9 protein-coding genes are annotated in these 15,868 nt (G+C 59.5%); all 9 read right to left on the bottom strand.

What is annotated here, in order from left to right; all coding sequences use genetic code 11:
• Positions 1-1,113 (bottom strand): hypothetical protein, encoded by a 1,113-nt coding sequence (locus J5X93_RS10190; protein WP_250034805.1) that lies wholly within the window; start codon positions 1,111-1,113, stop codon positions 1-3.
• A 48-nt stretch (positions 1,114-1,161) separates the two neighbouring features.
• Positions 1,162-1,917, bottom strand: coding sequence for an IS21-like element helper ATPase IstB (gene istB / locus J5X93_RS10185; RefSeq protein WP_250034212.1), 756 nt, complete (start codon positions 1,915-1,917; stop codon positions 1,162-1,164).
• Positions 1,918-1,934: 17 nt separating this feature from the next.
• Positions 1,935-3,449, bottom strand: a complete 1,515-nt coding sequence (gene istA / locus J5X93_RS10180; protein WP_218816148.1) for an IS21 family transposase — start codon at positions 3,447-3,449, stop codon at positions 1,935-1,937.
• Positions 3,450-3,608: 159 nt separating this feature from the next.
• Complete coding sequence (locus J5X93_RS10175; protein WP_250034803.1) at positions 3,609-4,301, bottom strand: DUF262 domain-containing protein; 693 nt, start codon at positions 4,299-4,301, stop codon at positions 3,609-3,611.
• Positions 4,302-4,374: 73 nt separating this feature from the next.
• Positions 4,375-5,463, bottom strand: coding sequence for a hypothetical protein (locus tag J5X93_RS10170; RefSeq protein WP_250034802.1), 1,089 nt, complete (start codon positions 5,461-5,463; stop codon positions 4,375-4,377).
• Positions 5,447-6,178, bottom strand: coding sequence for an OmpA/MotB family protein (locus J5X93_RS10165; RefSeq protein ID WP_250034800.1), 732 nt, complete (start codon positions 6,176-6,178; stop codon positions 5,447-5,449). Before J5X93_RS10165 ends, J5X93_RS10170 begins: the two co-directional genes overlap by 17 nt.
• Positions 6,178-7,821, bottom strand: coding sequence for a coiled-coil domain-containing protein (locus J5X93_RS10160; RefSeq protein ID WP_250034798.1), 1,644 nt, complete (start codon positions 7,819-7,821; stop codon positions 6,178-6,180). The genes J5X93_RS10165 and J5X93_RS10160 overlap by 1 nt, the downstream gene beginning before the upstream one ends.
• Positions 7,818-12,776 (bottom strand): Eco57I restriction-modification methylase domain-containing protein, encoded by a 4,959-nt coding sequence (locus J5X93_RS10155; protein WP_250034795.1) that lies wholly within the window; start codon positions 12,774-12,776, stop codon positions 7,818-7,820. The genes J5X93_RS10160 and J5X93_RS10155 overlap by 4 nt, the downstream gene beginning before the upstream one ends.
• 13 nt (positions 12,777-12,789) lie before the next feature.
• Positions 12,790-15,663 (bottom strand): DEAD/DEAH box helicase, encoded by a 2,874-nt coding sequence (locus J5X93_RS10150; protein WP_250034792.1) that lies wholly within the window; start codon positions 15,661-15,663, stop codon positions 12,790-12,792.
• Positions 15,664-15,868: the final 205 nt, after the last annotated feature.

The following is a 15,868-nucleotide window of genomic DNA, read 5'->3' as shown; positions in this document are numbered from 1 at the left end:
CTAAAGCCCCTCATCGCCATTCTTTACCACCTTTAGCCCATAAAGATTCTCAAGAGCTGCAAGCATGTGCTTCCTTCTTTCAGCAACAAACGCTAAGGGCGCGTCCCAGAGCTCGCTATGTATGTCTGGGACGAAATCGTAGGCTCCAAAGTACTTACTGCCATCAGCAGCTTTGAAAAACTCACCAGGGTGGCGTGCCCGCTTGTAGTTGTTCACCTCCGCTGGAACAGGCTGGAAGTTCCAAAGCACATCGACAGCTTCTTGGTAGGCCTCATCTTGCCCATCAAGCTTAAGCGGAAAAATATGATCAACCTGAGGCTTGCTGTCGTGGAACACGTAGCTTCGACCAGGCATGAGCACCTTGGTGGACAGCCAGGGCTGGCTGAGCAACTGGTATTCATTAAGCTCACCGGTTCGGTTCTTCTCAACCGCAATCTGCCGGATTGCATCTAGAGGGAACGAGCAATTGTTTCGCCCCGCCTCCATCGCCTCTCGGGCAAAAGCATTGACCATGGTTTGAGTATTCCAGTCGCATAGCTGGGAGAGCAGGAAGTACTGATGAACAAGCCGTACTTCGGACTCATCCCAAGTACGAATACGCCACTCATGACCATGACGCTTGAGCTCTGTCAGGTACGCTGCAATAGGCAAGATCGCCAGCCAGCGAGGCACAATCGAAGCATGATTGATGCTGAAAAGACCGTTCAAATAGCCACTGAAAACCTCAACCAACGGCTCCGAGTCATTTTCCAAAATATCCAGAAATGCCGGGATGTCTTCAGCATCCAATCGAGCTTCCGAGATGCGGATAGTGTTCTTAATGAGCAGGTGAAAAAACTGCAGGATCGACGTGGAGGAGAACACAATTCCGCCACTTTTCTTGGTGATGGCTTCCGATAGCGCCCATAGTTTTTCTTCGTAATCGGACTGGACTGCCTTGATCTTACCCAATACCAGTTCCAGCTGGGTCAGTGCAATTCCACCGGTATTCAGTCTGCGAAAGACCTCGTTGACCTCTTTTTCGGTGTCAGCCTGCGGATTCCACGCCATCCGGCCACCCAGTCCACTCTCATCTGGCCAGGCATTCCACGGCCATCTGGCCACCTGTTCCACGGCCATCCGGCCGGGCAGTCGGAGCGCAGCGACGCAGGGGTTGCATTGTTAGTCTGAGGCGCTCGGTGTCGTCAATTTCTTCGTCTGTTTGCGCATCGATTCCCCCTTCAGATTGATCCGATAAGCGTTGTGCACCAGGCGGTCGAGGATGGCATCGGCCAGGGTCGGATCGCCGATCAGTTCGTGCCAGTTGTCCACCGGCATCTGGCTGGTGACCAGGGTCGAGCGCTGGCCGTAGCGATCATCCAGTAGCTCCAGCATGTCGCGACGCTGTTCGGCGGTGAACGGGGCCAGACCCCAGTCATCGAGGATCAGCAGGTCGGTCTTGGCGTAGCTGCTCATCAGCTTGGCGAAGCGCCCGTCGCCGTGAGCCAGGCCCAACTCCTCCAGTAGGCGCGGCAAGCGCAGGTAACGCACGCTGTAGCCCTCTCGGCAGGCCTGGTGGGCCAGGGCGCAGGCCAGCCAGGTTTTGCCCACGCCGGTGGGGCCGCCGATAATCAGGTTGAGGCCGTCGCGTAGCCACTGGCCGCCGCTCAGTTGCAGGATCAGCGCCTTATCCAGCCCGCGCGGGCTGCGGTAGTCGATGTCTTCGAGGCAGGCGTTGTGCTTGAGCCGGGCCTGGCGCAGGCGGCTGCTCAGGCGCTTGTCGTCGCGTTCAGTCAGCTCGCGGTCGACCAGCAGGCCGAGGCGTTCCTCGAAGCTCAGGCTGTCGATGTCCGGGGTTTTCAGTTGTTCGTTCAGCGCCTTGAGCATGCCGTGCAGGCGCAGGGTTTGCAGCTTGTCCAGGGTCGGATGGGGCAGCATGGTGAGTTTCCTTGGGTTCAGTGGTAGTAGCCGGGGCCGCGCAGGTTGGCGTGGTCGTCCGGCAGCAGGGGCAGGTTGGCTTGAGCCAACGGCAGGCTTTCCAAACCCTGGCGCAGGATCGATTCGAGGCTCTTGTAGCTGCACGCACCGAGGCTGAGGGCGCGACGGCAGGCCAGCTCCAGACGCACTTCGCCATGGGTCTTGCCCAGGCGCAGGATGCCCAGGCAGGCCCGGTAGCCGTGAGTCGGGTGGATGCGCCGTTCGAGGATGTGGCCGATCACGCCGGCGGTGTTCGGTCCGGTCTGCTCGGCCCAGCGGATCAGCCGTTGCGGCGTCCACTCGGCGTGCTCGCGATGGCTCTTGGGCATGTGCTCGGCCTGTGTGCTGTGCCGGCCCTTGTGCGCTGAGCGCAGGTGGCTGGCCACCCGCTGATTGGCGTGGAAGCACTCCACCGTGCGCGCTGTCAGGCGTACTTCCAGTTGTTTCTTCACCAGTTGGTACGGCACCGAGTAGTAGTGCCCATCGACCTCGACGTGGTAGTCGATGTGCACCCGCGCCTTCTTCCACTCGGCATGGACGTAGGGCTGCTCCGGCAGTGGGCGCAGCGCTGGACGATCCAGGGCTTCGAAGGCCGAGTGCCGGGAGCCCGGCAGCTTGCGAAACGGTCGTCGGTTGAGCCGCTCCAGCAACCCGGCGATAGCGCTGTTGAGTTCATCCAGGGAGAAGAACTGGCGGTTCCTCAGCGCGGCGAGGATCCAGCGCTCGACCACCTGCACGCCGACTTCGGCCTTGGCCTTGTCGCGCGGTTTGCGTGCCCGCGCCGGCACCACCGCCACGCCATAGTGCTCGGCCAGATCGCGGTAGCTGGGGTTGATGTCCGGCTCGTAGCGATGGCTCTTACTCACCGCGCTTCGCAGGTTGTCCGGCACCACGATCTCCGGCACGCCGCCGAGGAAGGCGAAGCAGCGGGCATGGGAGCCCAGCCAGTCAGGTAACTGCTGCGACCAGGTGGCTTCGGCGAAGGTGTAGCTGGATGCGCCGAGCACCGCGACGAACACCTGCGCCTGGCGGATCTCGCCGCTGTGGCGGTCGATCACCGGCACCGTCTGCCCGGCGTAGTCGACGAACAACTTCTCGCCGACGCGATGCTCCTGACGCATCACCACGTCCAGCCTGCCCTGCCAGGCCCGGTAGTGCTCGCAGAACCAGCTGTACTGAAAGCCTTTCGGCTGGCTGAGGCGATACTCCTGCCAGAGCAGCGCCAAGGTCACGCCGGGGCGACGCAGCTCGGCGTGCACCCAAGACCAATCAGGCAGTGGCCGCTGCTCACTGGGCACCGCCGGCGATGGCGGGAACAGCTGCTGCTCCAACTCCGCATCGGACAACGAACAGGGCCAACTGAGGCCGCTGGCGGCAAAGCGACAGAGGTAATCGCCGACGGTGACACGACCGACCTGCACACTGACTGCAATCTGGCGAGCCGATAGCCCGACCTCGAACTTGAGACGAAGTACTTCGCGAATCTTACGCATGGATAAACGCTCCACGACGACCTCTCTGCTTCGAAAAAGAGGTCGATGGTAGTGAAGAAATCCTGCGTTACTGCCTGCCCGGTTGAGTGGCCGGATGGCCGTGGAATCAGTGGTCGGATACGCGTGGAATGGGTGGCCGGATCACCATGGAATCGGTGGTCAGATGCTCATGGAATGGGTGGCCAGATGACCGTGGAATCCGCAGTCAGCCTTCACCGAAAAATAAGCAATCGATTTGTGATTGGTATCTACGAAGATGTCCCACAAGGCGCTCAGGTTTCTTCGCACACGCAGCTTCAAGCCCTTGTCATCTGCCGCTGCAACTAGAGCACGATCCTCCAGGTCGACCTTCTCATCCTCGTTGCAACGCAAACAGGACAGCTCGGTCATACGCAGATAGCGCGGATCCGCTTCCGCGCCAGCATCACGAAACAGAAAACCAGTCTCATCCGCCTCAGCTGTTGCTGAGTCGAACAGCAAATCGAAGTGCAAAATGCGCCCGTTGAAACGATGTCGAAGCACCGAGTACAACGTTTGCAAGCGTTGCTGACCGTCATACACCAGAGCCTTGGCTGCGCCCCACCGCCCCTCGTCTACCTGACGCGCATAGTGGCCTGGTAGGTAATCCTGGACGAAATAGCGATACGGCACCTTCTGATCCGTTTCCCAGAGTACTACGCCTCCAATCGGGTAGCGCTGGAGTAAGGAGTCGAGCAGAAGGCACACATAGTCTTCAGACTCATGACGAGCACCCCATACGTACTGGCGCTGCACCTGCGGTAGGTACCAGCCGTTATTGGGAGCATTGAGTTTTTCCAGAGCTTCGCGAACAGATATTCCAGCGTAAGACATGATTCATCGTCCCTGATGGGATGGAGTATTCAATGGAGAAGGGGGGCATCTTTATGTGAGCGACATAGCTACTTCATGTAAAACGACTGATGAAGTCAGCTGGGCTCAGGATCGTCCAACCCTCTATTTCAGGTGCCTGAGTCACACTGATGGCGATACGCTTGAACTCCCAAGCTACCTCTGCCTCGAATATGATCACGCGGTTTTGATTCATAACCCCGTAACCGACTTCAGGCACCTCAAACCCTTTGTGCCGCGCATGCATCAAAGCACCATGCACAGAAAGGTCGGCCAGCTCAAGCACGTGCGCCCAATCATCAGCGGTTATATTCTGCTCACGACGCAAGCGCGTCAGAAGCTGCATATCGGTCATAGAGATGAACATGTGCTCATGCAGTGGCTGCTTACGGTGGCAGTCTGCGCACAAGGGACGAAGGTTTGCGCTACTGTTGTCCTGCTTAACTCCGTTGATGTGGTGAACATGCAACAGATGGCGATGTTCGCTCAGATCCAGGCCACAGCCATCGCACTTGAATCCACACCTTCTCCGCACATCAGCAGACACCTCAGCCCAGTCCGCCGTGTAAGCATTGCCGATAGCGCGCTGACCGAGATTGCGCGGCAGATAGGTGAAGCTAGTGCTGTAGGTCTCGAAGAAGCGTGCAATTTCAAAACGATGCCAGATATGCGAGCGCGCGCTGTCATGGCAATAGTTCTGGTAATTGAGCTTCTCCAGGCAGTTTTTGCAGACCAGCAGACGTGAATCAAGCTCCTCCGGAACACCTCGACTGTTTTTGCCGCTGATCGAGAAAATACCGGTCAGATTATTGGTAACCAGATAGCGCTCGAAGCGTCCCTTAGCACGCATATCCGCCAAAGTCTTGCAATCCGCCACATGGAACCGCTTACCCTTATCGGGCGAAGCCTGCACCACATCGACTGGAGAGAACTGATCGGGGATATACAGCAAGACCTGACGCCCATCGACGCTTAACAGTCCGTTGATGACATCCAGATCTTCCAGGCGGACCTCACGCCCCTCCAGCAGCTCAATATCGATCGGATCAAGCTGCGCCGCGGCCACCCAGTCAAACTCAACAGGAGCATCGCTCAGCCGCTTGACCTGAGCCCACAGCTCGGAAAAATCAACCCTGATTTCCATCAAGCCTCTCGATGATGTTACGGATTTGCAGCTCCGAATTAGTAATCACTCGGAAATTGACACGTCGAGAGCGAGCCCCGTCTTCCATCTGACTAGCGCTATCAATAATTCGTCGCGACGAGGAGTAACCCACCGCGGCGAAGCTTGAACGCACCCACTCCCGATCATCGCCCGCCTCCAGCAGCGAGAGCACATGCTGCAGCACGGTACGTGTCCGATCCTGGGAGAGAGCCATATTCGGGAAATAGGCCTGTTCGCCGTGAAGGGTTCCCCAATCGCTACTGGTATGTCCTTCGATACGAATTTCTTCAATGGCTTTGCGGTAGCGAGACAGCACCGCCACATAGCGCGGGAAGAAGTCCGCCAGGATCGACTTAAACTGCGGGTTCAGCTCAGGCGAGCCGGAACGGAATAAAACCTCAGGGTTATTAAAGGTCACCTCCAGAGTGTCGCGCTCGATAGTGGCATTCCAGCGCGGCAAATCCGTCTCGAACTCATTAACCAAGTCGTTGTAAATCGCTACCTGGGTGTCCTTGTAGGCAACGGCAATCTCTTTGATGTTGTCCCGCTCAACCTGCACGTAGTACATGTAGGCCACAGCGATGAACAGGAACATCATCATCAGCCCGGACATGAGGTCAGAAATACCGATCCAGTGCTCGGCATCCTCCTTGTTCGAACGCCGGCTGCGAAAAAGGCTGTCCACCGCACTCATCAGGCACGTACCCGCTGCGTCAATTCGGCATGATCATCAGCAATCCTCCGGGAGATGGTGGCCAGCGCCGAGCCCATTTCCTTGAAGACTTTCTCCAGCTCGCGGCCAATGGCTTGGTCCATGGCATTGAGCTGAATCTGCAGTGAGGCACTGGCACGCTCAGTGGCTTCGCGCACCTGGGCTTCCACGGCACCCATGGTGCGATTTGCCGAACCCTGAATCTGCGCCTCGGTCTGGCTCAGGCTGCCTTCCACGCTGGAACGCAGGGTATTCATGGCGGCTTCCACTGATCCGGTCAGGCCTTCCTGAATCTTCCCGGTTGCCTGGCGGAACGCTTCGGCCATGGAGCTGGCAGCCTGCTCAACCGCCTGCCCCATTTGACGCTCCAGTGCTTGGGAATTGCTCAGCATGCTTTCGAGGGTTCCACGCACCGATGATCCAAACTCCTGCGCGGCGTCCTGCATATTCTCAGCAATCTGTTCGGACTTACTACTCACAACGTGTGCTGACTCAGTCAACGCTGCATTGGTGAGGTCAACCGAACGGCCGAACTCCTGCGCGCCTTCGTGCATAGTCATCATTACGCCCTGAATGCCGGCGGACAGCTCCTTAGAGAGTGTCTCCATGTGCTGCTGTAGCTGCGGCACTGCACTGGTGGCCTGGTCGCGCATGGCAATGAAGACGTCGAGATGCCGTTGCAGCTCCTGAATCTGATGCTGGTTGACCTGCAGTACAGGCTCCAGCTGGCCGATAGCCGTTGGGATGCTCTGGCAATGGTTATCAATAGAGCAGATGGACTGTTCCGAGCTGGTCAGGGAGCGGCTGATCGCTTCGTTGGCTGTGGCAGTACGCTCTAGCTCGTTAATCGCCAGTTCGATCCGCGCCTCCAGGGTCTCTACATGCTGTTTGTAGAGTTCCTGCCACTCATTCATCTTGCCAACCGACTCGTTTAGCGCCTTGAAGTTATCGCCGAACTGCTCCACAAGGTGCTTGTTAAAATCCTGAATGACCTGACGCAACGCCTCGATCACCGTCTCGGTGGCCGACTTGGCCAGCATCTCCCCGAACAGGGTCAGATGCAGGAAGAGCTTTTCCTGGAACTCGCGATGGGTGCGATCAATACCATTGCGGAAATCGCTTACGTCGGTGCGCATCAACTTCAGCTGGCCCGCTACCGAGCCTTCCTCATTGCCGGCCAGTGACTGATTGAGTCCCTCCAGCAGCTTGACCTGCTGAGTGAGCACGCCATGGATATGCTCGGGAGTGACACTATCCGGTTGCTCCGCACGACCGCGAGCCGGCGCAAACCACCAAGCATCCAGCGCCTTCAACAGGATGGAGAGGGTCATACCCACAAGGCTGGTGATGAAAGCCGTGCGCAGTCCATCGAGCAAACCCTCGATGCTGCCCTTGATGTCATGGGCATCAAAATCCAGCAGACCAATCACGATCCCGACAAATGTCCCTAGGATGCCCAGCGAAACCAGAACTGCTGGCGCATGCTCAAGAAACTGATCGTGTCGCCCCTTCCTACCCTGCCAGACGGATAGGGCAAAAATCGCCAGCATCACTAGACAGAACGCCTCGGTAACGGTTGCTGCCGATACCGACTTCAGGGTCTCTTCGATATAACTGCCAATCATTGCTCAACTCCAGCATCAACCGGCGCTTCAGCAGCGGCGGATAGGTTTTTATTCTGAAAAAAGGCCCAGGCCACGCGGTAGTCGGCTTCGCGGTCGGCGAGGGTGAAGGGGGCGGTGTAGCGGATGATGCGGTTGATCGGGCCGCCGGGTTGGGTGTCGTCCAGGACCATGCGCTCGATGACGGTGCCGTCGGCGAGCTGGGGCTTGCCGTCTTTGGGCATTACGTCGTCCCAGCCGAGGCGTTTGTTTTCACGGCGGCCGTCGGGGTGGACCAGGGTGCAGGGCTCGTCTTTCTTACCGGGTTTGCGTGGCAGGCCGACGCCGACCAGGCCCTTGCTGGCGGTGAAGACGATGCGGCCATTGGCGTCGTACCAGGTATCGCGCTCGTACTGGCGCATCACCGGAAACTGCACACGATAGATGGTCAGCAGCTCGTCCAGGGTCAAGCCGAGGGCCTGGGCGGCGAGCACGTCGATTTCCACCAGCGCCTGACGGCGAGCGTAGTCGCTGCGCAAGGCGCAGTTGCGCTGCCATTCGGGGGTAAGCTGAGTGAAGAAATCCTGCGGTAGGCGCGGGTCGCTGCTGGCCCAGCGGTCCTGTTGGAAAGCCGGCTGCCAGCAGTCACGCCAAAGGTCTGAGTAGTGGATGGTGAGGCAGTTGAGCGCCAGCGCCCTAATGGTAAGCTCGCGCTCATGCCCTAATGGTATTGGTAGCAACTTCGCCACTTCATTGCGGAAGTGGGTTTTACCAGATGACTTCATGAAAAAGTCGTAAGGCACGGAGCTATGTAGCGCATTGAAGTGAGGAGCAAGGGCTTGCTCACGCAAAGCAATTGAAAAGCCCAAATCAATATGCGCCATTCCCTTGGGAATGATTGATTGAATCAAGGTTCGCTCTGCTGAAGGACTTACCATTGTCCTCGCCGTCAAGCGGTAATACCCCGTCACCGCTCTCGCCTCGCGCTCCCCCTCTTCTACCCAGCTCACCCGCGGCACACGACGGGCATATTGAGCGGCATCGCAGGCGGGCCGATAGTTACTGCGCGGCAGATAGTCGTCTGGCAAGGTTTCGAGGTCGAGCACATCGTAGTGGCTGTTCTGGGTACAGACTGCGCGTGGGGTTTTGTTGAGTGGGTTGCCGACAAAAAAATGTGGGCCGGACATCACAAACTCAGCCGGATCACTGACAAAACCCTGCTCGCCGGTGCTACGGCGGCGAATAGTCCCGTCCTTTTGCGCACCGGTTTCGTGCCACATTTCCAACGTGAAGTAATCGTCCTGCAGGTCACCAAGACGACGTGGCACATGGGCAAACTTGTCCAGCACCGAAACCAGCTCACGGCTATGTACGGCAGGCAGCCTAGCCTGCAGTGCCGATGTACCAGGCGCGTCATATAACTGGGCGAATGTGGAAAGTAGCAACTCATCCACTTCAATCACTCGGCTGGCATGACCAGCAGTATTCCAGCCGCCTTCGTCACGCTTTATGCCGGGAATGGCACCGCCGCCTACATGCCGCAAACTGGCAGTCACGCTGGACGGCGCAAACAGGTTGGCGATGTGCCAAAAGGCCGGCGCTGCTAGAGCAGTACCGTAGACGTTGACGCTGTATTTGGTGTGGTGGTGGACCTCAGCAAACAGCATCAATTCGTTGGCAAACTGATAATGCGCCCGCAGGCGCGAATAGAGCGCTGCGCGTAGCTCGCCCCCTTTGGGATCGTCATAGACCCCTTCCGGATGCAGCAGCGCTTGCACACCACTGCCCACCTGCCACACCAACGGTAGGAAGCATTTGTATAGGTTGCTCTGCTGGCCCTTGAGCAACGGATAGTTCTGCGTAGCGTTAAGGAACTGCCCCATACCCTCTGTGGCCACGCATTCACTCAGATAATCCGCCTTGGCCAGCGGCAACGCAGCAAAAACGGCCTCACGCTGCTTTGCAGTGTCTGAAGCACTGAGCTTGCGAATGGCAAAGCGCGGGTCGAAGTCCGAAAGCAGTGATTGCTCGTTCCACTCCACCTTGATCCACGGCGGGTTACCGAGGATCACATCGAAGCCGCCACGCGTCTTGAACACATCGGCAAACTCTAGCGCCCAGTGCATAAAGTGCTGCTGACCGGCCACCTGCTGCGCCACCTGCAGCTGGGGCAGGGCCTCGACCAGCGAGGCGATATCAACATGGCCGTAGCGGTCGCGCTCGGGGGTAAAGTCCAGCCCCTGTTGCGACTGGGTTTCCGGAAACAGGTCATCAGCTTGGGCGCTAATCAGGCTGGCATTGCCGAGCAGCACGGTTTCTAGCACAAACCACCAGTGTTCTCGGCTGGGCAGCTCGCTGGCCTTGTCCAGCGGCCAGAACCACAGGGCGCACCAGGCATCCATCACCAGTTTTAGGCGACGGTAGGGACTGGCGTTTTTCTGCGCTTCGCTGAGCATATCGCGCTGGTAGATGGCGTCCTTCTGCGCGGTGTTGGTGGGGGCACGATTGGCGGCTGGATCGGGCCAGACGTGCAGTTCGTCGCAGGTGGCCTTGCGCACCCGCGCCAGCTCCTCTGCATGCTGCTGCCAGAGCTTTTCTGCGGCCTGACTCAGCGCCTGCACGCGACGCACTTCATCCTTGGTCAGCGGCGCAGTAAAGGCCTTGCGCCATTGCTTGAACTGCTCGAAGGCCGCTGGCTCCAGCGCCTTAACCACCTTGTCGCTGACCATACCCATACCCTCAGCGGGCAGCAGAAAGTGGTAGATATCGGTGGCCTGCGGAGCCTGCGTCAGCGGCAATGCCTTGGGCGCAGCAGCGCGCCAGTCGCGCTCGGGCAAACCGTTCTCGCCCTTGCCGGGAGTAAGCTGGGCGGTGCTGAATACCTCGCGGCGGGCGCCGACCAGGGAGTTGCCGTTATACAGCTGCAGGCCAAACCAAGGCACATGGCTGCCCTTGAAAATGGCGTTAAGCCAGAGTGAAACCTCGGCTAGCTCCACGGCAATGGGGTTCAAGTCCACACCGAAGACATTGCTGTCGGCGATGTACATCTTCACCCGCTGCTTTTCTTCGGTGTACTGCTCGTGCGGGATGCTCTGGCCCAGCTCCTTCTGCTTGGCCTGCAGGTAGGCTTCGGCCAGCTGGTTTACGGCTTCGTTAAGGAACGCAGCGCTGCCCATGGCTGGCTCGCAGATGGTGAGCTGGAGAATCTCATCCGCCGTTTTGCCGGGGAGGATTTCCTTTAGCGCATGCTCCACCAGGCACTGGGTGAGCACTTCCGGGGTGTAGTAGGAAGCGGACTTTTCCCGCGCGCGACCGGCCAGGCGGTAGATAAAGGTGCCCCTGGCGTATTTACGCGGGTTGCCACCAAACAGGCGCTCAGCGTCGGTGTACTGGCCGATGGCGCTGACCGGGACGAAATAGGCAGCCTCCAGCGGGTCGAGCTCGGCGTCCTTCTTCTTGTCCGCGTCGGAGCTTTCCGGCTCGTCACTGCTGTCGAGATCGTCCTCGCTATCGGCGTCCTCCCCCTCCTCGCCCGTGCTGGCTTTTTTGCCTTTGGGGTCGGGGCGAACTTCATAGAGATCTTCCTCGGCAAAGAAGCCACGGAAGGACAGCAGGGATTCATACACCGCACCCAGTTGGTTGATACCCAGGGTGCCGTAGCTGATACGGCCACGACTGCGTTTATTGCTGCCGCGGGAGAGCGACATCAACGCGATCACCTGCTGCAGTACGCGGTTGCGTAGTTTGATGCTACCGAGCAACGGAGTGCGAGCCGGGTCGAACAAATGGCCCTGCAGCGGGGCAATGGTAAAACCGGTATCGAGCAGCAGATCGTGCCCTGCGGTAAAGTCCATCTGCCCGCTGTTGTCCGCGCGGCGCGGGAAGCCCTGCCATATCAGACCGAACAGCTGCTTGAGGCTTTCATGGAAGTAGTAGCCCTCCAGCGCCTCGCTGGTGGTTAGCGGAGTCCGCTCCAGCTCGCGTAGGTGCTCGACGCTGTAGCCCTTGAGGTAGGCCTCGGCGTCGATGGGCGCATAGCCCAGCTCGGGGCGCGCCTCAATGTAAAAGAGGAACAGCAGGCGGTACATGTAGCGCAGGCTTTCGCGGCTGAGCTGCTCGGCCAGGTCGGTGTCGTTGCGCTCGTAGACCTTCTCCTTGGCCACGGTGCGCTTGTACCAGATGGCCTCGTTGGCGATCAGCTCGATGCATTCGCGCAGGGCGTACTTGAGGTCGGAGGAGACCTCGAAAGCATGCTTGTGGGAGTTGTCGTCCAAGCTGTCGAGCAGGGCAACACCACCTTCGGCAGGCAGCACGGACTGGCTGCCCGCCAGCGCCGCCAAGGCACGCAGCAGCTTGTCGTCACGCGGGCCGAACAGGTCGGGCAACTTGAAGCTGAGCAGCGCCTTGCGCCCCCACTTGCTGCGCTCGATCAGCAACCATTCTTCGTGGTGCACCAGCAGCACCCAGCGCGGCGGGTGGTCGTCAGCGAACAGACGACGGCTGAGGATTTCTTCCCAATCGCTGTCGGCCTGGCGGCTTTTGCCGTGGCTGTCGGCCGCCTGCGGCTTGAGCTGCAGCGGCCCAAGCTCTTCGTCATCGACTCCGGCAATGGCGGCGGCGATCACCAACAGCGGCTGGTGTTTGGCATCACGGTAGGTGGCCAGCACCGGCAGTTCGCCATCAGCCAGGGCGAGGCTTTCCGGCGCCAACTGGTAGCCAATGGCCTGCAGCAGCGGCTGCACCAGATCGATGAACAGGCTGGCCCGCTCGCTGGCCTTGCGTTCGGTGAGGAAGCGCTGGCGGGCACGGAAGTAGCCGTTAGCACCGGAGGCCGCGCGCAGACGGGCGATAGGGCTGTCGGCGCCCTGCTCCTTCCACTGGTCGAACAACGGCTTGAGGTCTTTTTCGAGGATCTCGTCCAGGTAGTGCTGGCTGTAGAACTCGTTGGCGTTGGTCAGGCCGGCAATGGCAAAACTCATGGGGTTTCCTTCCTTACGCCATCAGGGCCGCGACGACAGTGAACTGGGCGCGATCGTCCAGTTGCAGGGTGTCGCGTATCCATTGCTGGTAGTTGTTGAACAGCTCGGCGGTGTCGCTTTCCTTTTGCTTGCGCTTGGCCGCGTTGACCTGCTCGATACCCTTGGCGAAATCCAGCTCCAGCTGGGCGGTGTGTTTGTCCTGCAGGGTTTTCAGCTTGCTCAGCTCGCGATCCAGGCGTGCGCGGCAGTCGGCATCGAAGGCCTGCTTGATTGGCTTGATGTGTTGCTGGGCGGCCTGAATCACAGCCGGCAGCGCCGCTTGCAGGGCGCGAGCATCCGGGGCGTTGCCGTCGTTGGCGCGAATGTTGGCGCCGCTGCCGAGGTTGCCGGCGAGACCGGTGCGCTGCAGGGCATCCTCCAGACTGAGCACACCCTGTACCTGCCCGGCGGCATTGAGCTGCACGCCCATCCACTCGGCAAGCACCGCCTGGCCACGCCGGTTGGGCACCTGCGCCAGCACCAACACGATGGTCTCGCCGGCATTCAGGCCCTGCGCCACGCGCAGCAATGGAGCGCGCTGACGACCGAACAGGGCCATCAGCTTGTAGTCAAGCCACTGGGCAATGGGGTGCAGTGCCCAGAGGTAGTGCAATTGCGGCCAGGCGTTGGTGTCGCGGGCCTGGCGGATGGCGGACTCGACCACGGTTTTGTCGGCGCTCAGGGCGAAGGTGTTATCTTCCGGCCACATCTCGCTGGCCAGATCGCGCTTGAGCAGCTGCGCCAAGTCACGACTGGGCTGGAGGCTCAGGGTCTTGTTGGCATCGTCGTACTTGACCGGTGGGTAGTCACGCGGTGATTGCTCGGCCAGCAGCCGCAGAGCATCTCGCAGGTACTGGTAGCTGTTGCCGAACAGGCTGGTGAGTTCCTGCGTCTGGGCGCTTTGGGGTTGTGCGGTATAGACGGCGGATGTTTCCGCTGCCCTGGCACTGGCCCAGAGCGCTTCGAACGGATCGACATCATCTCCAGCCAGCAACTCCTGGAAGGCTTCCAGGGTGGCGTTGCCCTCAATGGCCTTGGCCACTTCGAGCTCTTCCAGTTCCTCGTCGTACAAGCCCATGAAGGCCGAGGGGTCGCCGATGTTCTTAGCGGCCTGCTCGTCCTTATCGATGAGGATTTCCAGGTAGCGCAGGTCACCGCGAATGCGCTCGTGGCGCGGTTCGGTGAGCAGGTAGGCGATCTTCGGTGCGCGGGTCTGGCCGTAGCGGTCGACCCGACCATTGCGCTGCTGGAACACCATCAGCGACCAGGAAATATCGAAGTGGATCAGGCGGTGCGCCTGGTAGTGCAGGTTGAGACCTTCGGAGGCGACGTCCGAGGCAATCAGCAGACGTAGTGGTGAGTGGGTCTTGCCGAAGTCCTCAACGGTCTGCTGGATCTCTTGATCCGGCAACTGGCCATGGAGGATGGTAACTGCTTCGTCCTTCAGGCCCAGCGCCTTGGGCAGCTCCTGCTGGAGGAATTTGAGGGTCTCGACCCGCTCGGTGAAAATCACCAGGCGGTCACTAGGGTCGCGGCTGTCCCAGCGCCAGTGCTGGCCATTGCGCAATTGCTCGATCAGGTGCTGGAACTTGCTGAACTGCTGCGGGCCGATGGCTTGCACCAGGCCTTGCAGATCACGCAGGCCGTCGAGGTCTGGATGTTGCGGGTCTTTGTTCTCCAGCTTGCGGATGCGCTCCCTTAGGGTCTGCAGGCAAGCTGCCGGTGAGGAAAACAGGGCCTTTTCCAGCACGGTACGGAACAGCATGGCGCCGTCACGTGCGCCTGAGCCTTCACTGTTCAGCTTCAGCTCGGCCAGAGCATCGAAGGCCAGGTTTTCCAAGGGGCTGGCATCGGCGGCCAGACGGAAGACCTCGCGCTCGGGGAAGTCCTGTTTCATCTGCTCGCGCACGTCTTTCTTGAAGCGGCGAATGAACAGATGCTCGACATCGTCACGGGTATAGTCCGCGCCGGACGGCAGCACCGTAGGGTCGAGCATGCGCATCAGGCTGGCGAAGCTGTCCTTCTTACCGTTGTGCGGAGTAGCGGTGAGAAGAATCAGAGCATCGGAGCGCTGTGAGAGCAGTTCGGCCAGACGGTTGCTCTGGGTGCGGTTGCCCTTGTAGGAGACATTGTGGGCCTCGTCGATGATGATCAGGTCCCACCAGGCCTTTTCCAGGTAGTGACGATATTCACTGTCGCGCTTAAGCGTATCCACCGAGATGATGGTACGGTCGTAGTAGTTGAACGGGTTGTGGTTGGCCGGAATATCACGGCGGATGCGCTGGATGCCGGCCGAATCCAGACGGGTAAGCGGAATGGTAAAGCGGTTCCAGAACTCCTGCTGGAACTGGCGCATCATGCTTTTGGTGGTGACCACCAGAATGCGCCGTGCCTTGCCGCGACGCATTAGCTCGGTCGTGAGGATTCCGGCCTCAAGGGTTTTACCCAGACCCACGGTATCGGCAATCAAAAGACGCGGGCGCAATTGTTCGAGAACCCGTTGCGCCGGTTGGAGCTGAAACGGCAGCGCATCCATTACCGCCTGCTGACCGATCACCACGGCATCATTCTGCAGCGCCGACTGGCGCAGGCGCGCCTCGATAAACAGGCGCGAGGCAGTGAAGGTGGGCGACTCGTCGTAGATCAGCTCGGTCTTTGCCGGGTCGATCAACGTGATGTCTTCCAGCTCGGTGAGAAACAACGCATGGCGATTGCGTACAGTTTCCGACACACCGATACAGGAAAGCTGCCAGCCCCCGAGGCTGCACTGATCGGCGTTCTGGATGATCCACTCTTCATCGCGGATCAGCGCACGGGCGCCAGGGGCTGGGGCTTGGATCAATTGCATGGTGCACCCTTCTCTTCATTCTGCGGAGCCGTGCAACGAGCAAGGTTTGCCAGTGTGTGCGCACAGCGGCCAAATCGCGGCATTCGTTGCGGGGAGAGAAGGCGATGCTCCATGAACTGCCTGGCGCTCATCCCTGATGGCTTTATGATATAGCTCACATTATCCATTCAAACAGAGGGGGTAAAGCCTGACCGAGCGGACATTT

The sequence above is a fragment of the Pseudomonas sp. BYT-1 genome (assembly GCF_023611805.1).
Lineage (GTDB): Bacteria > Pseudomonadota > Gammaproteobacteria > Pseudomonadales > Pseudomonadaceae > Aquipseudomonas > Aquipseudomonas guariconensis.
The sequence above is the reverse complement of the archived record's forward strand: the minus strand, read 5'-3'. Positions and strand labels throughout refer to the sequence as shown.

Bases quoted from the DNA above. Each gene is read 5' to 3' on its own strand.
- istB (WP_250034212.1), bottom strand. From the start codon at position 1,917: ATGCTGCCCCATCCGACCCTGGACAAGCTGCAAACCCTGCGCCTGCAC.
- istA (WP_218816148.1), bottom strand. From the start codon at position 3,449: ATGCGTAAGATTCGCGAAGTACTTCGTCTCAAGTTCGAGGTCGGGCTA.
- J5X93_RS10175 (WP_250034803.1), bottom strand. From the start codon at position 4,301: ATGTCTTACGCTGGAATATCTGTTCGCGAAGCTCTGGAAAAACTCAAT.
- J5X93_RS10170 (WP_250034802.1), bottom strand. From the start codon at position 5,463: ATGGAAATCAGGGTTGATTTTTCCGAGCTGTGGGCTCAGGTCAAGCGG.
- J5X93_RS10165 (WP_250034800.1), bottom strand. From the start codon at position 6,178: ATGAGTGCGGTGGACAGCCTTTTTCGCAGCCGGCGTTCGAACAAGGAG.
- J5X93_RS10160 (WP_250034798.1), bottom strand. From the start codon at position 7,821: ATGATTGGCAGTTATATCGAAGAGACCCTGAAGTCGGTATCGGCAGCA.
- J5X93_RS10155 (WP_250034795.1), bottom strand. From the start codon at position 12,776: ATGAGTTTTGCCATTGCCGGCCTGACCAACGCCAACGAGTTCTACAGC.
- J5X93_RS10150 (WP_250034792.1), bottom strand. From the start codon at position 15,663: ATGCAATTGATCCAAGCCCCAGCCCCTGGCGCCCGTGCGCTGATCCGC.